This is a genomic window from Vibrio sp. SNU_ST1, from assembly GCF_030563405.1.
In the GTDB taxonomy this organism is placed as follows: Bacteria; Pseudomonadota; Gammaproteobacteria; order Enterobacterales; family Vibrionaceae; genus Vibrio.
Genome location: NZ_CP130749.1, coordinates 93,122 through 114,822, shown reverse-complemented (window position 1 = coordinate 114,822; position 21,701 = coordinate 93,122). Strand labels below are relative to the sequence as shown.

Genomic DNA, 21,701 nt, shown 5'->3' with positions numbered 1-21,701 from the left:
AACGAAACTAAAAAGAGCACTATTTTGTGCTCTTTTTTGCGTTTCAGGCTCAAATTTTACGTTACGAGCACCGTTTTTGCGGTTTAGACATGATTCCTTACCATCATTACTTCTCTCTCTTCGTCAATTCGAGCACAATAGCGCGAGTTTATATTTTCGATTTTGACGCGCTAGAGCCTTTGGCGTGCAGGGAGTGGTAAGTTAAGTGAAGCAGATACCAAGACACCAGCAGATTGTAGACCTGGTTAAAACACAAGGATATGTGAGTACCGAAGAGCTCGTTGAAAAGTTCGATGTCAGCCCACAAACCATCAGACGAGATCTCAATGAACTTGCCGATAGCAACAAAATTCGTCGCTATCATGGTGGTGCAACCATTCCTTTAAGCTCAGAAAACACCTCGTATAACACGCGTAAAGCGCTTAACTTCAACGAAAAAGACGTGATCGCTGACGAACTGGTTAAGCACATCCCAGATGGTGCAACCCTGTTCGTTGATATCGGCACTACGCCAGAATCGGTTGCCCGCGCGCTCAACAAAAACCACAAACAGTTAAGAGTTGTCACCAACAACATTAACGTTGCGAGTATCCTTCTGCCGAACCCAGAGATCAAAGTTATCTTGGCGGGCGGTGAAGTACGTAACCGCGATGGTGGCATTGTCGGTGAAGCGACACTCGATTTCGTAAAACAATTCCGTCTAGACTTCGGCATTCTAGGCATCAGTGGCATCGACTTTGATGGCTCACTACTCGACTTTGATTACCACGAAGTTCGTGTGAAACAAGCCATCATCGAAAACAGTCGCAGCATCTTCTTAGCCGTCGACCACACTAAGTTTGGACGTAACGCGATGGTTAAGCTCGGTAATATCTCCCAGGCGCATATGGTGTTTACCAACAAACAGCCACCAGAAGAGATTCTGAACATCCTTAGAGATTCCGCAATACCATTAGAAGTGATTGATACCGCTAGCCCTGTGAGCGAATAACTCAACATAAGTGCTTAGTGAGCCACTTTCTTAAATGAATCACGATTCTTTATAGAAAAGTTAAAAAAGTAAAACTTGCTCACTACCACTGTCGCTTCTATGCTCGAATTAGACTTTTTTGAACCTCTGCTTTATAAGCAGAGGTTTTTTTATGCGCAAATCACATAAAACGCGCATAAACGAAAATAATAAATGACCGCAAACGAAAGTTAATATAGGATTCACTTATGTTCTAAAATGCTCGTTCGCTCAGAAAGAGGTCAAAATCATGAGTGCTCAACAAAATAATTCAAACAACAGTACATCTTCCACTTTAGACTTGATCGTGATTGGCGGCGGCATCAATGGTGCAGGCATCGCGGCAGATGCAGCTGGTCGTGGTCTCAACGTTGGCTTATACGAAGCAAATGATTTTGCTTCTGCAACTTCATCTGCCAGCTCAAAGCTTATCCACGGAGGCCTACGCTATCTCGAACATTACGAGTTTCGTTTGGTTTCGGAAGCACTCGCGGAACGTGAAGTCTTGTTAAGAAAAGCACCTCATGTTGCTCAACCAATGCGTTTCCGTTTACCTCATCGACCATTTTTACGCCCAGCTTGGATGATTCGCTGTGGCCTATTCCTTTACGATAACTTGGGTAAGCGCACCACTCTTCCTGGAAGTAAAACGGTGAACTTGGCTAAATCAGGTTTACTGAAGCCAGAAATGAAGACAGGTTTCGAATACTCAGATTGCTGGGTTGATGATGCGCGAATGGTATTGCTCAACGTTTTGGCAGCAAAAGAAAACAACGCTGAAGTACGTAACTACTGCCGTGTTGAAAAAGCGCACCGTGAAGGTGGCATTTGGCATGTGACGATCCTTGATGTGATAACAAACCAACGCTTTGAACGCAAAGCAAAAGCGCTTGTTAACGCTGCGGGCCCTTGGGTTAAACAGTTCTTTGATGATGGATTAGAGCAGGCTTCGCCTCGTAACATTCGTCTTATCAAAGGCTCACACATTGTTGTGCCACGCATTCATGACGAACCACAAGCGTACATTCTGCAAAACAAAGACAATCGCATTGTGTTCATGATCCCTTACCTAGATAAGTTCTCGATCATCGGTACCACTGACCTTGAATACAAAGGCGACCCGCGCGAAGTTGCCATTGATGATGTCGAAGTGGATTACTTGATTGATATCGTTAACCAACACTTTGTTAAACAGCTTGGCCGTGAAGATGTGGTTTGGACATACAGTGGCGTAAGACCGCTTTGTGACGACGAATCGGATTCACCACAAGCAATCACTCGTGACTACACGTTGGAATTAGATGCTGAGCTTGATCAAGCACCACTACTTTCGGTCTTCGGTGGCAAGCTAACCACTTACCGTAAACTCGGCGAAGCAGCACTTAAGAAGCTGGAACCACACCTAACTAACATGGGTGCGCCTTGGACAGCTAACGACACGCTTCCAGGTGGTAACTTCAGCTGCAGCAGAGAGCAGCTTGCGAAGATGATCCACACTAAATACCCTTGGGCACCTGAAGCGCTATTACTTCGTTACGTGACTCAATTTGGAACTTACACGTGGAAGCTACTGGAAGGCGCAAATTGCGAAGCTGACCTTGGCATCCCATTTTCAAGCGAAGCCCATGGCGTTTATCAAGTTGAAATCGATTACTTGATCAATGAAGAGATGGCGATGACAGACGAAGACATCTTGTGGCGCAGAACCAAACTTGGCCTGTACATGAGTGAATCAGAGCAGCAAGCAGTAACGGATTACCTGAAAGAGAAACTACAAAGCAAGGTAGTGAGCTTTTCTCAAGTAGGCTAAATCCACTAGCCTAAACATAGTTCAAGAGCATACTTAACCACGAAGCTTAGCGTCCCCCGCGCTAAGCTTTTTTATATCCAAAGAAACCCCAAACTTATGCGCTCAGATAAAAAATGGGGAAGTCAAAAACAAAAAACTCCCGAAGGAGTTTTTATTGTCTCAATCTGCAGTAACCGTTTAGCGATCTAACGATTTAACTTAGCTAATCAGCTAAGTTACAAGCTAACTAACCCGTTAAACGAGCATGCAGTGAATCTTTAAGCTCAGAACGTTCATGTTTCAATTGGTGCATCGAGCCGTCATCAATGGGTGAATCTTTCAGCTCTAGCTTACGAATCTCTTTATCAAGGTTGTCGTATGTCTTCATATCTTCAGCAAAGCCATCGTCAGTTTTAGCAAGCTCAGCAATTTTGTCTTTCATTTCAGGAAATTCATGAACAAGAGAGTGATTTTCACCTAGCATAGAAACCTCTTAAGTTGAGTAAAGTGATTGAATTAAATTTCAAACATGTTCTCTGATTACCATAGCAACTGGCAGAGATAACAAATGGGATCTAGCACACAGCGTAGTACATAATTAAAACAACAATAGGCACAGAAATTAGTTTCATCATGGCTCTTGAATTAGCCAACTTCATACCGACTCCTTTAGAGCATCCATATTTCGATATTCACTTACAGTAGCTTACTTTCATAAATATTCTGAATGATACAATCCACGTGTCAACGTGCTCCAATCCAACTAAATGGGTTCCAAGCAACACTCGAAGAAAACACTTAAACCATTGATAATTGGATGAAAATAGCAAAGTTGAAGTTAAAGATACTGAAAAAGTAACTGAGTAGTTGAACGAATAGCAATCAGGAACCGCTATGTTGAGACAAACATCATTTGGCAACATGCAAACTATATTAGAAAACAACGGTAAGCCAACTATTGAGTTTCTAATTTTTGAAAAAAGTGGACGTAACCATAAACACAAGGAATTTGAATCATTCTTTGTTTTAGAAGGTGAAGGCACCGTTTATTACAATGAAAACATTATTCCTATTCGAGCTGGTGATTTGGTAACAATCCCACCACGAACTCTTCATTGGATGGAGCCTATTGAGGGAGCTATTTTGAAGGGTTTCCTTTGGTATCACGACGACAAAATTAATACAAAAAACTAAGGTTATTACATGAAAAAAATTTCAACTTTGATACTGGCTGCCTCTTTATCATTTACTGTAAATGCCTCTGAAAAAATTAGAGTTTACGCCGCTTCATCAATGACCAATGCTATTACAGAATTATCTGAAAGCTACACCAAGCAAACAGGCGTGAACATAATTAACGTATTTGGGGGGTCATCATCGCTCGCTCGACAAATAGAGCAAGGTGCCCCTGCTGATGTATTCATTTCAGCGAACAAAAAATGGGTAGAACACCTAGTTAAAAGTGAGCATATAAAACAAAATAACGTAGTTAAGTTCGCGAGCAATAGTCTTGTTTTAGTGACACCTAAAACATCAAACATTAAGTTTAATGTTACTAATAGCACTGAATGGATAAATGCCCTGAATGGTTCACGTTTAGCGATCGGTCAACCTGATACTGTGCCTGCTGGCATTTACTCAAAAGAAACGCTAAAAAGCTTAAATGTGTGGGAGCAGCTCAAAACCGAACTTGCACCCACAAAAAATGTTCGCGTAGCTCTTGTCCTAGTTGAGTTGGCAGAGTCACCACTAGGTATGGTTTACAAAACGGATGCAATGGCTAGTCATAAAGTTAGAATTGCGCATAACTTCGATGACTCGATGCACTCTCCGATTACTTATCCACTTGCTCAGATTACCGAAACAGCTACTGTTGATGGGTTTATTGAGTTTCTTAAAACAGATAAGGCACAGAGAATCATAGAGAGTTATGGTTTCAAGTAACTTGACTGGATACGATGAAGAAAATTGACCACGGCGAGCTTTATTACCAAGCCAACGTCAAATCTAAAAATTAGCCCAACGACAGGTTGGGCTAAAATCCGCCCTTTCAACCTGTGCTGACTGATCAGATTAAGAAAAAAGCAGAACTTAAATTCCTCAAAGTTCTGCTTTAAAAGTTCACTACTGCTTATGCTCTTCGCTTTTTGAAAGCGTGCCAGCCGACGCTGAGAATTGTTTTTAACACCACACCTAATGCGCTTAATTTAGGATCAGCGTTCTTGCCAGAAGCAATGCGCCACATCTTATGTTCATCCCAAACCCACTAAAAAACCGTACAACTGTTGGTATTAATCGATTCTCAAAAAACGGTTCTGGCACGACTGAATTACGCGAACAAGAAAGGCTCTAACACCCTTTACGCCCATAGTAATTGTCGCTATTGTGATTCTCTACATCATCACCACAAGGATTGCCTGAGAGTTATGAACAGCACGATTGAAACTATTCTGGGGCATCGCTCCATTCGTCAATATACAAATCAACCGATTGAAAAAGCACAACTTGATGTGATTATTCAATCTGGCCTCGCGGCTTCATCATCAAGCTTACGTAGAGAACGCGGCTGAGTTTTTGGTGTTCTGTATCGACTACCAACGCCATGCTCAGATCAACCCTGAAGTGAAAACCGACTTTACTGAACTGACCCTGATTGGCGCTGTCGATTCGGGCATCATGGCGCAAAACTGCATGCTGGCTGCGGAATCATTAGGCTTAGGTGGCGTGTACATTGGTGGCCTGCGTAACAGTACTCAGCAAGTCGATGAGCTACTGGAACTTCCACAACACACGGCTGTACTATTTGGTATGTGTTTAGGTCATCCAGCACAACAGCCAGAAATCAAACCTCGCCTTCCTGCTCATGTGGTGATGCACGAAAACCAATACCAGCCGTTGAGCCTAGATGAAATTGCTCGCTACGACGATTCAATGCAAAGCTACTATGCAAACCGCTCAAGTAATCAAAAGCAAAGCAGCTGGTCACAGCAGATCACTCAAAAGCTTTCTGGTGAATCTCGCCCACATATTCTGCCTTATCTGAACAGTAAACAGCTGGCTAAGCGATAAAGCTAGAGCAGCTCTAAAGACAGAAAGAGATCCCGATGAACGAGCTCCGTTTTCGTCATCACAAACAAAAATGTCAGCGTATTATGCGCTGACATTTTTCTTTTCTAGGATTTTGATTCTCTTATAGATACTTCTCTATCGGGAGAAGCTGTAGGAAGCCTGACTGCATTCGTTCCCACTTACCCGTTTCAGGTTCGCTGTCCCAACTTTGCTCACCTGAATACCAATACACATCGCCGTCTTCAAGTTCCAAGCGCCAACTATTATCTTCACTCATCGCTTGCTCAATGGTGTAGGCCAACGTTTCAGCAATCGCTTTGTTGTCGATGATCAATACCGATTCAGTGTTTAGGTAGGTTGAACGCAGGTTGAAGTTAAACGAGCCAATACTCGCAATACTGCGGTCAAATACGACAGATTTAGCATGCAGGCCATAAGCAGTCTCAGGGGCACACTTCGACACGTCTTGGGTAGATACTTCACACAACTTGGAATCTGGTTTTAGCTCAAACAAGTCGATGCCATGATCCAACATGTCGTAGCGTCTGCCCGCATAGGCTGAGTGGTTAGTAACCAAGTCATTTGACGCCATTGAGTTAGTCAGTGCTTTTATTTCAACGCCCTTATTGTTCAATACCTGCCATTCTTCAAGCTGACCGTCATCGAATACAAGGTAAGCCGATTCCAACAAGATCTCTTGTTTAGATTCACTTGCTAGCTGTCCTAACAGAACCGCGGTCGCTTTCGGTTGATCGGTATTATCTGAGTCAACAGGCACAGGGCGATCATAAGCGAAACTGGCATTAACCCAAGTCATCTCGTCAAGAACCTCTTTCAACAAGCCATTGGCCGCTTCACGACTTAGTGGTAACTCTGGGTAGTTTTTGTATTGTGGAACGGTTATATCATCAATCGCCGAGAGATCCGTTTGTTCTTCGTCACCCAACATATCGACTGGATAAGACCATTGGCTGTTCCAGTATTCAATAAAGCTTGTTTGTATCGTAGTAACAACTGTGCCCATCACCAATACATCACGATCTCGGAAGTTGATCTCTTCAGAAAGATCGAAGTATTCGTCACCGATATTACGCCCACCAACCACAGACAAGGTACCATCTACGGTAAACGACTTATTGTGCATGCGGCGATTTAAGCGAGAAAAGTCACCGACAAAGCTCAACCATTTACTAAAACCACGGCGCGTTGGTGTTGGATTGAAGATTCGAATCTCGACATTCGGGTGAGCGTCGAGTGCCGATAATAAGCTTTCACGCTCGTTAAGGTTGATGTCGTCTAGCATTACTCGAACCTTAACGCCGCGATCAGCCGCCGCCAACAAACGGCTGGCTAGGTATCTGCCCGATTCATCAGAGTTCCAGATGTAGTATTGAATGTCGATGGTGTGCTCTGCACTTTCAACCAACGCTAATCGCTGAGCTAACGCATCCCAACCGGATTCTTGCAGACGAACAGCTGTAGTGGCCTGCTCTGATGCTTGTGGTTGATATTCATCCGCTAAAACCGACAAAGTGCTTGGTCCATAAGAGGTGTACGGTTCGACAGGGTGATCAATGCCTTCTGGTAATGAAGAGCAGCCGCCAAGAATAGCGACTAAAATTAAGGTTAAACTGATGCGTTGGAGCACAGGCATGTATCTGACTTCCTTTTCACGATGACGTCTTTGAGAGTTGTCCTAACAGCTTTCGACTCACAAGCTATTCAGGTCTATCCATAGATTATTACTGCTAAATTCGGAAATTTATAGGTAATTATCCAGTATAAATAAAACATCACCACCTCATCATGAGCAACACATCACCAAAGTCCCTTATTCGAACATCAATCTTTGCTGCCAAATCACGATGACTTCAGTTGCTCGATAGCCAAGCAATAAAGTCCTAAAGGCTTTCTAACCATTTCAACCGTAATTTCCGTTCTATCTGAGTTGCAGTTCAGTGCTAGCGCATAGCCATGCAGATAGTCCACCAGCAAATGAAGGGCGTCTTCGGTTTGCTCCGATGTGAGATTAAGCGGACTCAACACCGCTTCAAAGCGCTCGCTAAAGACCTCAACAGGCCCAAGCGATTTCATCGTTAGTAGAGTTTCTAGCAGCCCACGGTAGTCATTCAACACCGACAAGTAACTCACGCTAAGCTGATAAAGATTCTCTTGCCACACTTGGTTTAGCTCAGGCAGTGCCACTTCACCGACTAAAGAGACAGTGATCGATTCCAAGAGATCATTTTTGTTTTTGAAGTAATGGTATATCGCCATCGCATCCACGCCGAGCTCTGTGGCTAACCCTCTGATACTCGGAACTTTACCGCCTTCGCGCATCATGCCCTTTGCCGTATCTAAGATCTTTTCGGCACTCAGTTGTCTTGATCCACTCTTTGGTCGACCTCGCTTCTGATCCTTGACAGCCATATCATCACCTCTTAAACTTAATTTCTACACTGTAGAATATCTTAATTTAATTCAGCGTGAATGCCAAGTTCCAGTTCAATTTCGGAGTTAACAATGTCAAATATTGTCTTTATCGGTGCGAGTCTTGATGGTTACATTGCAGACAAAAAAGGTGGTCTAGATTGGCTACAAGCAATCCCAAATCCAGAGGGTGATGACATGGGGTACAACGCCCATATCGATCATATTGATGCTTTGGTTATGGGCCGAAACACAATGGATATGGTGTTGAGCTTCGGTATTGATTGGCCTTACACAAAACCTGTTTATGTTTTGAGTAATACGTTGACGGAAGTGCCTAAGGAACTCGAAGGTAAAGTGTTCTTGATAAAGGGTGAGCTCACTCAGATCGTCGAAGACCTAAACAGCAAAGGCCTTAACAATCTGTATATTGATGGCGGTGTGACCATTCAAAACTTCCTGAAAGAAGACCTGGTTGATGAACTGATTATCTCGTCGATCCCTATTGTTCTTGGTGGTGGTTCTCCGCTATTTGGTGAACTAGTCTCTCCTCTCGACTTTACGCTGAAAAGTGTCACGACTTACCTTGATGAGATCGTAACCACTCACTACTTACGTAAGCGCTAAGCATTTACTTATTGCTAATGTAACTATCAGCATCGTAAACATTGTTCACGCAGTATCGATTCAATAGCGCCTACACAATACTACCCAAAAGTAGTACCATTTATCGCATCTCATTCTTAATGGTATTTATGTCTTATGAAACTTTTGGTCGATCGCACTGGTGAACAGTTTTTAGAAATTCTGGAAGAGTCGGGAGACAAACTGACGGTTCAATTCATTAGTAATGAAGGCAATCGAAAGGGCAAGCCGTTTCAAGATAGCTTGAGTGGCTTGTTCCTCACAGGCTGGAAGCCGCGCACGACCTCAACCGCCATTGGACTGCAACGCTTTAAACAAGGCAAACTACAAGATCCAAAAGTGAGCTTTGCGCTTCATCAACTCTACCCACTAGGCCGAGACGTAAAATTGCCCTCTGGAGATATCGCCACAATCGCAAGCTACGCCAATACCCACAGCGATGGCTACTACATGTTTGTGCGTCTTAATGATGAATTGAAGCGCCTGAAGATGACGCCAGAATGGGAGCTACTACCTTCTGTTGTGAGGTTAGCACTGCCTTATTACCCAGCCCCAAGAAGCCAACAAGAACTCGATAATATTGATGACTTCGATGCTTGGGCGGGCGGGTTTTAACCCAGTAACAAGCCCATTAAGTTAACGGGCTTGTTACTGATCATTACGATGTTTGAGAACTGCTCATAGCCAAGTCTACTGACGAGTTCTGCTTTGACTGCCATTTATCCACGACCAGTGCAGCAATCATGTCACCTTCTACGTTAACCGCAGTGCGGAATGTATCTAATGGGCGTTCAATAATGAGCAGAATCGCGATCGCTTCCAGTGGTATACCGGCGGCCAATAACACCAGCTGCATGCCAGACATAGATCCAGATGGCATACCCGGAGCACCCACAGAAGAGACCATAGCCATAATGAAGATCATCACCAAACCAGAAGTCGTGAGATCCACACCAAACAGTTGAGCTAAGAAGATTGCCGCAACACCTTCGAAAAGTGCCGTACCATCCATGTTCATCACTGCGCCAAGCGGTAACACCATGCTACTTGTACTTTGCGATACACCGAGCTTTTCTTCCGCACTCTGCATCGCCAGTGGCAAGGTAGCAGAGCTTGATGACGTTGCGAACGCCATTGCCATCGGTGCCGAGATACCTTTGAATAGTGTGCTGAGACGAATCCCAGTCATCACCTTCGCAATAGTCGGTAAGACAATCGCACCGTGGATCACAGTCAGCACAAACACGAGCAAAGCAAACAGTGCCAATTGCTCAAACAGTGACTCACCACCACGAACGGTAAAATCAAGGACAATGGCGAAAACCGCTAGCGGAGCTAAACGAATGATCCAACCAACAATGGTATTGATGCTCTTGTTCAAGCCATTAAGCACCTCAAAAATCGGGTGTTTTTCTGGCAATGAAGAAAGTAGCGCAATACCCAACATAAATGAAAACACGACAATCGCGAGCAAGTTACCGTTGGTTAACGCCGCTACCGGGTTCACTAATGCCATGCTAAACAGCTTGCTAGCAATAGCAGCTCCTCCTGCCGCATCTTCGCTGATAAGCTGAACATCGTCTCCAATCGTAGCAACGCTGGTTAAAGGTTCCCAAGCAGGCAACAGCAGTGAAGCACCCAAGCCTAAAGAAATGGCCACCAACGTCGTGAAGCTATAAAAAAGCACCGTATTGCGGCCAATTTTCTTCAATCGAGTTATCGAGCCAATGCTTGTTATACCTTGCAATAGCGAGAATAAAACCACTAACCCAACGACCATTTTTAGCAAGCCGATATAGGTAGTTTTGCCAAGCATTAAGAACTGATACCAACCCGACTGGGTTACATCAGATGTTGGAGAAATAAGTTGTGCGAGAAACCAAGCAAGCAATGCAGCTAGCACCAGTTGAAGGGGTAGAGAGTGGCGAAGTTTGGTCAACATAAGGACGGTTCCAGTAACCCTGTAGGACAATTCAGATACCTTTATTAAAGGGAACAACCTTTAATAAAAATATTCCTTGGTAAAGCATGCCTAGGAAAAAATAAAGTCCGCTAGATTCAATCTAACGGACTTTATTAAAACCAGATGAGGTTTAAGATTTAAGGCTATTTATCCATGTGTAGAACAGTACGGATAGACTCGCCTTTGTGCATTAGTTCGAATGCTTCGTTTACGTCATCTAGACCCATAGTATGAGTGATGAACTCTTGTAGCCCGAACTCACCCGCCATGTAACGGTTTACGATTTCTGGAAGCTCAGAGCGGCCTTTAACACCACCAAAAGCAGAACCACGCCATACACGACCAGTTACTAATTGGAACGGACGAGTTGAGATCTCTTGGCCTGCACCTGCAACACCAATCACAACTGATTCACCCCAACCTTTGTGGCAGCACTCTAGTGCTTGACGCATCACGTTTACGTTACCGATACATTCGAATGAGTAATCAACACCACCGTCTGTCATCTCAACGATAACGTCTTGGATTGGCTTGTCGTAGTTCATTGGATTGATGCAGTCAGTCGCGCCAAGTTGTTTTGCTAGCTCGAATTTGCTCTCGTTGATATCAACACCGATGATTTTGCTTGCACCAGCCATACGAGCACCGATGATTGCAGAAAGACCGATACCGCCTAGGCCGAATACAGCAACTGTGTCGCCTTTTTCAACTTTAGCTGTGTTCAGTACAGCGCCCATACCCGTTGTAACGCCACAACCTAGAAGACAAACTTCTTCAAGAGGTGCTTCTTTGTTTACTTTCGCTAATGAAATTTCTGGAAGTACCGTATACTCAGAGAAAGTAGAGCAACCCATGTAGTGGAAGATTGGCTCACCGTTAATAGAGAAACGGCTTGTGCCATCTGGCATTAGGCCTTTACCTTGAGTTTCACGAACCGCCTGACAAAGGTTAGTTTTACCAGACTTACAGAATTTACATTCGCCACACTCAGCTGTGTAAAGTGGGATAACGTGGTCGCCAACTTCAACGCTTGTTACGCCTTCGCCAATCATTTCAACGATGCCGCCACCTTCGTGACCAAGGATAGAAGGGAAGATGCCTTCTGGATCGTCACCTGAAAGAGTGAACGCGTCAGTGTGACAAACACCAGTAGCAACGATACGAACAAGTACTTCGCCAGCCTTTGGCAGTTCAACGTCAACCGTTTCACGCTTTAGCGGCTCACCAGCTTTCCAAGCAACCATAGCTTTAGATTGGATATGAGTTTGACCAGGTTTAATTTCGATAGTCATGTGATATTTCCTATATTAGTCAGTCAACGTTGAGCTTGTTTGTTATCGCTCTCTCGTTTTGTTGGGGCTAGTATAGGTAGGGATACCAATTTTGATAATCCCCTATTTTTGGAAATGATTATTACACACAAGTAACAATTAAACTGTAAAGGTTCGTTCATCACCTGCACATAGAGAGTGCCTATGATGCAGGTGATGGTTGTATTCGCAGGCTTAGTCGTTTTCGATCGATTTCAGCACTTTACATGGATTTCCCACTGCAACCACATTGGCTGGGATGTCTTTGGTCACGACACTTCCGGCGCCAATCACGCTGTTTTCACCAATGGTGACACCGGGGCAAATAATCACACCACCACCAAGCCAAACATTGTCGCCAATGGTAATTGGCGTACCGAACTCAACGCCGTCTTCAACTCGGCCTTTCACATCTAATGGATGGCCTGCTGTAAGGATTTGTACATTAGGGCCAAGCAGCACATTGTCACCAATGGTGACTTCAGCCACATCCAAAATCACGCAGTTAAAGTTAGCGTAGAAGTTCTTGCCCAACTTGATGTTTGAGCCGTAATCACAGCGAAATGGTGGCTCCAAATGCGCATTTTCACAGCCAGGAATGAGCTCTTGGGTTGCCGCTTTCCATTCAGACGTATCAGGAATACTGTTGTTGAGTTTTTGGAGTACCTTACGACACTCAATTCGAGCTGAATAAAGCTCTTCATCCCAAGCCTGATATGGTTCACCTGCTAGCATTTTTTGTTTTTCTGTTTTCACGTTACTTACCTATTTTCACACTACTTACCGTTTTCACATAACTTAACTAATAGTGGTCAATTCATCGACCAAAGAACGCAATATCGCATATCTTTAACTCTCACAATAAGCACGGTTTAAAGAGGATTTCGGAGATGCGCTACCAGTCACGATTTGTAGTGTTCGGCCAATTTAAATTGCTTCTAAACCAAGCAAGAAACATAGATAGTGCCAATAAAAAAGCCTTTGCTATCAAGCAAAGGCCGGTTTAATTCAGTGCGTTGCACGCGGCTTAGATACGCTGGGCTACCGAGTCGCGAATAACCAAGCTGCCAGTAGTACTTAATGCCTCAGCTTGCTCAGTATCACCGACAATTTTCAGGATCGCCTTTTGCGTCATTTGCTCTAATGGCACGCTGACAGAGGTTAAGCTTGGCGTTAGAAACGCACCGACTTTACTGTTATCAAATCCAACGATAGAAACATCATGAGGCAATGAGTAACCCAGCTCTGTTAACGCCTTAATCGCGCCAATCGCCATGTCATCGTTTTCAGACAAGATCGCAGTGAAGTTGGCTTTGCTTTCCACTAAAGCTCGCGCGGCACGGTAACCGCTCTCCATCGTCCAGTCGCCTTGAACGACATTAAGTTCATTCACTGCAATACCGTGCTTGGTTAACACATCTTGATAAGCTTGGTAACGTTGTTCATCCGTTGAAGAACCCGCTTTACCACGAATCACCGCAATGTCTGTATGCCCCTGCTCGATGATGTGTTCAACCATCAAACAAGCACTTTGATAATGATCGGTGGTAATTGCGTGATTGGGCTTCGACGGCATTTCACGATTGAGCACCAAAATTGGTGTATTCGTACTTTCGATGATTTGAGCAATCTCGCTTTCACCTAAACACTGCGGATAGATGATAATGCCCGCGCATTTCATATCGAGTAGGAAGTTGATCGCTTTTCGCTCATCTTCAGCACTGTGTTTACCATCGGTGATCACCAATTGGTGATTCGACTTTTCACTGTATGAAGCCGCGTGATACATCAAGGAAGAAAAGTAAGGGCCATTGAACAGCTCATTAGTGATAACAAAGCCGATAAAGTTAGTCTTCTTGGTCGCCAATTGCTGAGCTAACAGGTTTGGTCGATAGCCCGTTTCTTGAATCGCATCAAATACCTTTTTCACCACATCTGGGCGTACGATATTCTTGCCGTTTAAGACACGAGAAACCGTCGACTTAGATACGCCTGCGCGGTTCGCGACATCAAGCATTGTCACCATTTGCTTCTTTTCCTCATATAAAAAATTAGCCGACATAAGCCGACTAATTTAATGTTCATTCATATTGCGCGTATCTTTATATTACGTAGAACGACGCAGTAAGAGGCATTTTAAATAGTGGCACCGTTAGATGCAATCACGCCTTTATACCACTCGAACGACTTCTTGCGCTTGCGCTCTAAAGAGCCGGATTGGTCATTGTGCTTATCTACGTAAATGAATCCGTAGCGCTTTTTCATCTCACCGGTGGTGAACGACACCAAATCAATACAGCCCCAAGGGGTGTAACCCATGAGATCTACACCATCAATTGCGACCGCTTTTTTCATCTCTTTGATGTGATCGCCAAGGTAAGCGATGCGGTAGTCATCATTGATGCTGCCATCATCTTCAATCGAATCAACAGCGCCAAAGCCATTCTCAACGATGAACAGCGGCACTTCATAACGCTCATACAGAGACGCTAAACAGAAACGTAAACCCGTTGGATCAATAGGCCAGCCCCAATCACTTGATTGGATGAACGGGTTATCAACCGAGTTTTCATGGCCGCCGTCCATCGCTTCCTCTGTTGATTGGTGAGAAGAGGAGTCCAGAGTATTCGACATGTAGTAGCTAAAGCCTAAGTAATCCGCTTTACCCTCTTTCAAGATTTGTTCATCTTCAGGCTGCATTTCAATACTGAAGCCTTTGATGGCCCAATCGCGTTTTGCGTAGTTTGGGTAGTGACCGCGAACCATCACATCCGAGAAGAAGTAGCGATCACGCATCGCTTGCTGTGCCACCATGATGTCTTCTGGTTTTGAAGAACGAGGATAGAAAGGCACCATCGCACACATCGCACCGATCTGAAGGTCTGGATTAATCTCGTGACCTTTCTTAACCACCAACGCACTGGCGACAAACTGGTGATGAACCGCTTGGTACATGGCCTCTTGCGGCTTTTCACATTGTGGGAACTTCACACCAGAGCACAACCAGCCAAAGATATCCGCCGAGGTGTTCATCTGGTTATTGATCTCGTTAAACGTCATCCAGTATTTCACTTTGTGTTGGTAACGCTCCATCACGATGGTCGAGTACTTAACAAAGAAGTCGATCACTTTACGGTTCATCCAGCCACCGTATTCTTTGGCTAGATGATAAGGCATTTCAAAGTGGCTCAGCGTCACGACTGGCTGAATATTGTATTTTAGAAGCTCATCAAACAGATCATCGTAAAACGCTAAACCCGCTTCACACGGCTCGGCTTCATCGCCATTAGGGAAAATACGCGTCCACGCGATGCTGGTGCGGAAACACTTAAAGCCCATCTCAGCGAATAACTTAATGTCTTCTTTGTAGCGATGGTAGAAATCAACCGCCACTTGGTTTGGGTAGTTTTCACCGTCGATCACGCCATCGGTGATTCGACGTTGCACGCCATGCGCACCTGCCGTTAATACATCAACGACACTCACACCTTTACCATTAGCATCCCAGCCGCCTTCTAACTGATGTGCTGCAACCGCACCACCCCACAAAAAATCGTTCGGAAATTCGTTGTTCATACCATTACTCGCTACAAGTTATTCGCAAAAAAGATCAGGATTAGAGCTGCGCTCATAACTCTGAAACCGATTTCAATAAAAGCCAAGATACAGATTGAAACCGGTTTCAGCAATAACTAAACGATCTTTTTCTGATCGAACTACAGACTAATCAAAAGTCAGCGTTACAATCAGTGCCCTTCAAAATACTGATCATGCTGCGATTTGCCAGATAGGTCTTGAGTTCCGGGATAGAACTGAACCAAAGTCTGATCGGCTAGTATGAGGTGAATCCAACCCTCTTTGACTTTCAGCCAATTGGTGCCGTTGGTCTCGTAGACGGCAGGAAAACTGCCCCAGCCTGATTCTGATATTTGCAGCTCTTGAAAGCGATTAATCGGGGTGAGTTTATTACTATTGAAATCAGCATCGGAGTAAACCAACAGAGGCTCGATAGCATCGTTTGGCTTAAACGTATAACAGCTTACAGAGGCGGAAATGCGATCAAACCACTGGTAAGGTTGTGCGCCTGTTAGATCATAGACAGTACAGTCGTTAAATTGAATGGCCCACTCTTGGTGAGCTTTAAAACCGAGGTAGCCTATTGGCAGTGATGGTTCAAGTTTCGAGTCCGTCTCCTGCTCATACACCAGTTCTGAGGTAGCACATCCCATAAGCCCAAGACTAAAAAGGAAAGTCACAGCAAGCTTCATCATTGTCATACCTCCGTTCCGTTAGTAGATGAGTAACTCAATTAAGTCTCTACATTAGACGGTAAGTTCCAAGCGATTACCATCAGGATCGAGTACACAACTCTCATAATAGCCATCACCTGTTCTTCTTGGGCCATCTAAGCGTTCATAACCGTTTTCAACCAAACGTTGAGTCAGTTCATCAACCGCTTGTTCCGAGCCTAATGAAACCGCCATATGAATGAAACCTGTGAACTGGTCATAGATATCGTCTTTCGATTCAGGGACAGAGCCCATTTCCATAATCTCTAAACGGCTTCCAGTTTCAAATGAGAGGAAGTATGAAGAAAACCCTTTAATTGGATTGTGATATTTCTGGTTAGACGTAGCACCAAAGTAATCTTCATAAAAGCGTTTAAGCACTTCGAGTTGTTTGGTCCAAATTGCGATGTGTTCGATCTTCATTTTTATCACCTAATGTTTACACATGACACCAGATTACTCGTCAGACAAGGAAGGATAAACAGAACATAATTCATCAAAAGTGTTCCTATTTAATGGTCAGTTCCATTATCAAAATACCAACAATTAGCTGCACAGTATTAACACCTAAATTTGTGCAATACATCGCTTTGATCCATAGTCGGTGTTTTACACAATCTGAGATTCAAACTGTGAGCTTTTTAAAACTGATACTACTTGCGGCTATATGGGGAGGCTCATTTCTTTTCATGAGAATGGCGGCCAATCCATTAGGGCCCGCAGTCTTGATTGAAGCGCGAGTTCTGTTTGCAGCACTTACTCTGCTTTTAGTTTCTTTCTATTTAAAAAAGAAGCTCTCTTTTCATGATCACGCTAAACACTTCTTCATTCTAGGGCTGTTTAACACCACTCTTCCTTTTTTACTTTTCGCTTATTCGGCTCAAACACTGAACGCTTCGACACTCGCCATCTTAAACTCTACCGCGCCAATATGGGCGGCAATCATTGGTGCGATATGGACCAAAACAGCACTCGAGGCGAAAGTTCTATTGGGACTTGGGATTGGGGTAACGGGAGTTGGCGTGTTAGTCGGTTGGGATGCGATGAACATTGGCCGTGAGGCTATGCTTCCTATCTTTGCAGCAGTGATGGCGGCCTTTAGCTACGGAATAGCGTCAAACTATACCAAACAAGCCCCTAAAGTTGAGGCATTCAACAATGCTCATGGCAGCATGTGGGCTGCAGTGTTGCTGGTTTTGCCATTTGTATTCTTTATTCCGATGAGAGAAACACCCGACGTTACGATCACTACGTCGGTTATCTTATTAGGCGCGGTATGTACTGGGTTAGCGTATCTACTTTACTTCAATCTAGTCTCTGAACTCGGCGCACCTTCAGCCCTGTCCGTGACCTTCATCATTCCGGTATTTGGTATTCTCTGGGGCAACTTATTCTTAGATGAAGCAATTGGCATCAATACGATTGTTGGTTCAATTCTGGTTATCACTGGCACCATGTTGGTGACAGGAATGCCGCCAATGAAAATGCTTAAAGCCGCTCGTAAGAAACGCGCACAATAAGTTGATTGAATCCAAAAAACCTAATTAAAACCCTCAAGTAACAGAGACAAAAACGGCCTCCAAATAGAGGCCGTTTTTCATTGAATCATTAACAGCTTTGAGAGCTCGTCATGTATTGCTGAATCTTGGTTCTTAACCATTGATGTGCGGGGTTTAAGTCTGTTCGTTTATGCCAAATCATATACTGCTTGACGGGCAACACCTCAAAAGGCTGCTCGAGCACTTGCAGTTGGAATCGCTCCGCAAATTGATTAGCAAAGCCTCTAGATGTGCTACCAACACAGTCGGAGCCAGAGACCAACACACACATCGTCATCAATGAATCACATTCGGAACTGACTTTTCGCTGCTGTATCGGATTTGTTGTAAAGTAATCCGCGGTGTAAAGGTGAGAGCGACGCATTCTGAAGGTGATGTGTTTCTCATGATAATACTGCTCTTCCGTTACCGAGCCATCAATCCTTGGATGCCCTTTCTTGGCGATCAACACGAGCTCATCTTCAATCACTTGCTGGTTCATATAACCATTCACTTGTGGGTAGTGAATATCGATCGCTAAATCGGCTTGCTGCATGCTCAAACTCTGTAGAAGATCTTCTTCATTACTTGGCACCATATTGAATTCAATTGAGATATTACCAAGCGTATCATCCTTTTCTACAAGGGGCTGAAGCTTAGTTAAACCGATCTCGTTAACCAGAATTCGAAACACATGATGTTGCTGATTATCAAACTGCTTTAAGGTACTGACAGCGTTGGTTATCCCGTCCAATGCGGGCTCTACACGTAACGCCAACTGCATCGCTGCATTGGTCGGCGTTATACCTCTACCCTCTCGAATAAAAAGGTCTGTACCCAATTGTGCTTGCAGCCGTTTCAAAGCGCCACTGACTCCAGGTTGAGTCATACCAAGTGATTCTGATGCAAGCGTGATCGACTTTAATCGATACACTTCTAAGAACACGCTCAGTAGATTTAAATCCAACTTTTCCACGTCGCTCACCGTTACTCTCCCTGTCAATGTGGTCCTAATCAATCATAGGTCAGGTTTTATCTTCGTTCCCTAACCATTGCACGACTCAATACATAGCCAATCGTGATGTATTAACTAAAGCTTACTTTATTTTTTGCTATATGTCTTAGTCATATAATTCCCTCAACGAAACGAAATCCCGAATTGAAGAGGCACCTATGACTCCATCACGCACTTTCAAAAATGCATCACTATTCCTAGCAATCTCTCTTGCGTTCCCAGCTGTTGCAGCTAACCATGACCACGCACACTTTAGCGAAATCGGCGATCAGGGTGGCAAAGACGCGACCGAGATGACGAAGAAAGCAAACCAAGAATTCGCGAAAACACTTAACTTCGAAGACACTCGCGCGTTCGACAATAACAACAAAGGGTTGATTGCGAGCTTTGATCAAGAAACTGGCGATATTATTCGCAACAGCTTCAACTTCATCGACCCTAGCGTGAACAATGCCGATCAAGCACCCGATTCAGTGAACCCTTCACTTTGGCGTCAAGCCGTGCTGAACCAAGCAGCTGAAGGTTTGTACGAAGTTGTCCCGGGCAAAGTGTATCAAGTTCGTGGTGCTGATCTGGCGTCTATTTCTTTCATCCGCAGTGACACGGGTTGGATTGCTTACGACGTTCTTCTCACAAAGGAATCCGCGGCTAAGTCATTAAAGTTCTTTAAGAACAACGTGCCTGATGGTGGCGACTTACCTGTCGTAGCGATGATTTACTCACACTCACATGCCGATCACTTTGGCGGTGCACGAGCAATCAAAGAAGCTTACCCAGACGTAAAAGTGTACGGTTCTAAAAACATCACTAAAGAAATCGTCGACGAAAACGTACTGGCAGGTAATGCGATGTCTCGACGAACCGCTTATCAATATGGCGCAACACTGAATCGTCATGAGCACGGTATTGTGGATGCGGCACTCGCGAAAGGCTTGTCGACAGGCACCATCACTTACGTATTGCCGGATTACGAACTTAACCATAACGAAGAAATTGAAACGCTGGTTATCGACGGCCTAGAAATGCAATTCATGGATGCATCAGGCACTGAAGCGGCATCAGAAATGGTGACCTACATTCCGAGCATGAAAGCACTTTGGACTGGTGAGCTAACGTACCAAGGCATGCACAACCTCTACACATTGCGCGGTGCAAAAGTACGTGATGGCTTGAAATGGTCTAAGAAAATCAACGAGATGTTGGTCACTTGGGGTGAGGATACCGAGGTTCTATTTGCCTCTCACTCATCGCCAATTTGGGGCGAACAAGAGATCTCTGACTACCTAAAAATGCAACGTGATGCTTACGGTTTCACTCATAACCAAACACTTCGCCTAGCGAACAATGGTGTCGTTTTGCAAGACATTGGCGACGAGATCTACAAAGTCATGCCAGACAGCATTCAACAGTCTTGGCACACCAATGGTTACCACGGTACTTACTCTCACAATGCTCGTGCGGTGTACAACATGTACCTTGGTTACTTCGACATGAACCCAGCAAATCTGAACCCGCTACCAATTCACCCAGAATCAATTAAGTTTGTTGAATACATGGGTGGCAGTGACGCGGTGATCGAAAAAGCTCAGCAAGATTTCCAAGAAGGTGAATATCGCTTCGTTGCAACGGCACTTAACAAGGTTGTCCAAGCGGAACCAGAGAACAAAAAAGCTCGTGGTTTATTGGCCGATACTTATGAACAGCTAGGCTATCAATCAGAAGGCGCAGGCTGGAGAAACATCTATCTAACAGGTGCTCAAGAACTGCGTATCGGCACACAACCGGGCGCACCAAAAACGGCTTCTCCGGATGTATTGGCGAACATGACCATCGAAAACTTGCTGGATTACTTAGCAGTTAAAGTGGATTCATTGAAGGCGCAAAACACGCCGTTTACCATGAATATCCAATTACCTGATGTGAAAGAGTTCTACTACGTAGAGATGTCGAATGGCAACCTGAACAACATCCAAGTATCAGAGCTGCAAGATGCGGATACAACACTGATCATCAACAAATCAGATGTATCAGACATCGTACTGAAGAAAACGACACTCAACCAATTATTGGAAGATGGCCAAGCGGGCGTGAAAGGAGACAAAACATCGTTGAACAAACTGCTGTCTTCATTGACTGAAGCTGATACCTCTTTTGAGATTGTTCCTCGTCCAAACAAAGGCGAAGAAGTGGATGCTGAGCTATACCAAGATTCAGCTATGCACGCGCATTAAACGCCCGATACACTAATACCAATCGTAGTAAATAACTGGTCACCCTAGCTTGTTAAAAACCTCGATAACTTCGTTAGAATTTTTGATTGTAGAATAACTACTTATCGAAAAATTCAGCCTCGTTCTCAAGCTTTTTTCCTACGCTATGTTTGATCACTTACTTACTGTGATTGGTATAAATAGATAAAAACGACAGCAGTTAGCTAGAAAAACGTTCGATAAAGAACACACAACAAGCCCCTACCTTTTAGTCGGGGCTTTCTTGCTTTGTCATCTAATACATTGGGCCGTTTTCGTTTCAATTCCATTACGACTGCGATCTGTAAGATCCCTTTTGGTAATTTAATAGAGAGGGATATATGATAGAGATTAGAACCATAATGCTCACCAGAAAGAGTAACAGTTACCAAATA

The 21,701-nt window shown here is 44.2% G+C and carries 19 protein-coding genes and 2 pseudogenes; 9 read left to right on the top strand and 12 right to left on the bottom strand.

Annotated elements, in window-relative coordinates; all coding sequences use genetic code 11:
• The first annotated feature begins 205 nt into the window (after positions 1-205).
• Together Q5H80_RS14910 and glpD are read left to right on the top strand one after the other, a co-directional pair.
• Positions 206-991, top strand: coding sequence for a DeoR/GlpR family transcriptional regulator (locus Q5H80_RS14910; RefSeq protein WP_304570210.1), 786 nt, complete (start codon positions 206-208; stop codon positions 989-991).
• A 268-nt stretch (positions 992-1,259) separates the two neighbouring features.
• Positions 1,260-2,819, top strand: coding sequence for a glycerol-3-phosphate dehydrogenase (glpD, locus tag Q5H80_RS14905; RefSeq protein ID WP_304570209.1), 1,560 nt, complete (start codon positions 1,260-1,262; stop codon positions 2,817-2,819).
• Positions 2,820-3,045: 226 nt separating this feature from the next.
• On the opposite strand, the gene Q5H80_RS14900 is transcribed toward glpD, so the two are convergent.
• Positions 3,046-3,282, bottom strand: a complete 237-nt coding sequence (locus tag Q5H80_RS14900) for a YdcH family protein (protein ID WP_304570208.1) — start codon at positions 3,280-3,282, stop codon at positions 3,046-3,048.
• A gap of 410 nt (positions 3,283-3,692) precedes the next feature.
• Here Q5H80_RS14900 and Q5H80_RS14895 point away from each other — a divergent pair, with 410 nt between their 5' ends.
• Both Q5H80_RS14895 and modA read left to right on the top strand, forming a co-directional pair.
• Positions 3,693-3,992: a cupin domain-containing protein gene (locus Q5H80_RS14895; protein ID WP_304570207.1), complete on the top strand. Its 300-nt coding sequence runs from the start codon at positions 3,693-3,695 to the stop codon at positions 3,990-3,992.
• A gap of 9 nt (positions 3,993-4,001) precedes the next feature.
• Positions 4,002-4,742, top strand: coding sequence for a molybdate ABC transporter substrate-binding protein (gene modA, locus Q5H80_RS14890; protein ID WP_304570206.1), 741 nt, complete (start codon positions 4,002-4,004; stop codon positions 4,740-4,742).
• 187 nt (positions 4,743-4,929) lie between these two features.
• Here modA and Q5H80_RS14885 read toward each other — a convergent pair.
• Positions 4,930-5,061, bottom strand: a pseudogene (locus tag Q5H80_RS14885) (NADH oxidase); the annotation flags it as partial.
• A 163-nt stretch (positions 5,062-5,224) separates the two neighbouring features.
• On the opposite strand from Q5H80_RS14885, the pseudogene nfsA reads away from it, so the two are divergent.
• Positions 5,225-5,867, top strand: a pseudogene (gene nfsA / locus Q5H80_RS14880) (oxygen-insensitive NADPH nitroreductase).
• 121 nt (positions 5,868-5,988) lie between these two features.
• Here nfsA and Q5H80_RS14875 read toward each other — a convergent pair.
• Together Q5H80_RS14875 and Q5H80_RS14870 are read right to left on the bottom strand one after the other, a co-directional pair.
• Entirely contained in the window at positions 5,989-7,521 is a 1,533-nt protein-coding gene (locus Q5H80_RS14875) for a phospholipase D family protein (protein WP_304570205.1), read from the bottom strand.
• A 206-nt stretch (positions 7,522-7,727) separates the two neighbouring features.
• On the bottom strand, positions 7,728-8,297 hold the full coding sequence (locus Q5H80_RS14870) for a TetR/AcrR family transcriptional regulator (RefSeq protein WP_304570204.1): 570 nt from the start codon (positions 8,295-8,297) through the stop codon (positions 7,728-7,730).
• A 60-nt stretch (positions 8,298-8,357) separates the two neighbouring features.
• On the opposite strand from Q5H80_RS14870, the gene Q5H80_RS14865 reads away from it, so the two are divergent.
• Positions 8,358-8,924: a dihydrofolate reductase family protein gene (locus Q5H80_RS14865; protein ID WP_304570203.1), complete on the top strand. Its 567-nt coding sequence runs from the start codon at positions 8,358-8,360 to the stop codon at positions 8,922-8,924.
• A 135-nt stretch (positions 8,925-9,059) separates the two neighbouring features.
• Entirely contained in the window at positions 9,060-9,557 is a 498-nt protein-coding gene (locus Q5H80_RS14860; RefSeq protein WP_304570202.1) for a hypothetical protein, read from the top strand.
• Positions 9,558-9,600: 43 nt separating this feature from the next.
• On the opposite strand, the gene Q5H80_RS14855 is transcribed toward Q5H80_RS14860, so the two are convergent.
• The 7 genes from Q5H80_RS14855 to Q5H80_RS14825 form a co-directional block, all read right to left on the bottom strand.
• Entirely contained in the window at positions 9,601-10,884 is a 1,284-nt protein-coding gene (locus tag Q5H80_RS14855; RefSeq protein ID WP_304570201.1) for a dicarboxylate/amino acid:cation symporter, read from the bottom strand.
• A gap of 164 nt (positions 10,885-11,048) precedes the next feature.
• Positions 11,049-12,197 (bottom strand): S-(hydroxymethyl)glutathione dehydrogenase/class III alcohol dehydrogenase, encoded by a 1,149-nt coding sequence (locus Q5H80_RS14850; RefSeq protein ID WP_146491086.1) that lies wholly within the window; start codon positions 12,195-12,197, stop codon positions 11,049-11,051.
• Positions 12,198-12,410: 213 nt separating this feature from the next.
• Positions 12,411-12,971, bottom strand: a complete 561-nt coding sequence (locus Q5H80_RS14845; protein WP_192891696.1) for a sugar O-acetyltransferase — start codon at positions 12,969-12,971, stop codon at positions 12,411-12,413.
• A gap of 271 nt (positions 12,972-13,242) precedes the next feature.
• Complete coding sequence (locus tag Q5H80_RS14840; RefSeq protein ID WP_304570200.1) at positions 13,243-14,241, bottom strand: LacI family DNA-binding transcriptional regulator; 999 nt, start codon at positions 14,239-14,241, stop codon at positions 13,243-13,245.
• A 110-nt stretch (positions 14,242-14,351) separates the two neighbouring features.
• Positions 14,352-15,791, bottom strand: a complete 1,440-nt coding sequence (locus Q5H80_RS14835; RefSeq protein WP_304570199.1) for a 6-phospho-beta-glucosidase — start codon at positions 15,789-15,791, stop codon at positions 14,352-14,354.
• Between the two features lie 170 nt (positions 15,792-15,961).
• Entirely contained in the window at positions 15,962-16,486 is a 525-nt protein-coding gene (locus Q5H80_RS14830) for a hypothetical protein (protein WP_304570747.1), read from the bottom strand.
• A 51-nt stretch (positions 16,487-16,537) separates the two neighbouring features.
• Positions 16,538-16,927 carry a VOC family protein gene (locus tag Q5H80_RS14825; RefSeq protein ID WP_304570198.1) on the bottom strand — a complete coding sequence of 130 codons (390 nt, stop codon included), beginning with the start codon at positions 16,925-16,927 and terminating at the stop codon, positions 16,538-16,540.
• A 209-nt stretch (positions 16,928-17,136) separates the two neighbouring features.
• Between Q5H80_RS14825 and Q5H80_RS14820 the strand changes: the two genes are divergently transcribed.
• Positions 17,137-18,024 carry a DMT family transporter gene (locus tag Q5H80_RS14820; protein ID WP_304570197.1) on the top strand — a complete coding sequence of 296 codons (888 nt, stop codon included), beginning with the start codon at positions 17,137-17,139 and terminating at the stop codon, positions 18,022-18,024.
• 88 nt (positions 18,025-18,112) lie between these two features.
• Here the strand turns inward: Q5H80_RS14820 and Q5H80_RS14815 are convergent, their stop codons facing one another.
• Positions 18,113-19,027 (bottom strand): LysR family transcriptional regulator, encoded by a 915-nt coding sequence (locus tag Q5H80_RS14815; RefSeq protein WP_304570196.1) that lies wholly within the window; start codon positions 19,025-19,027, stop codon positions 18,113-18,115.
• Between the two features lie 188 nt (positions 19,028-19,215).
• On the opposite strand from Q5H80_RS14815, the gene Q5H80_RS14810 reads away from it, so the two are divergent.
• Positions 19,216-21,288 carry an alkyl/aryl-sulfatase gene (locus Q5H80_RS14810; protein WP_304570195.1) on the top strand — a complete coding sequence of 691 codons (2,073 nt, stop codon included), beginning with the start codon at positions 19,216-19,218 and terminating at the stop codon, positions 21,286-21,288.
• Positions 21,289-21,701: the final 413 nt, after the last annotated feature.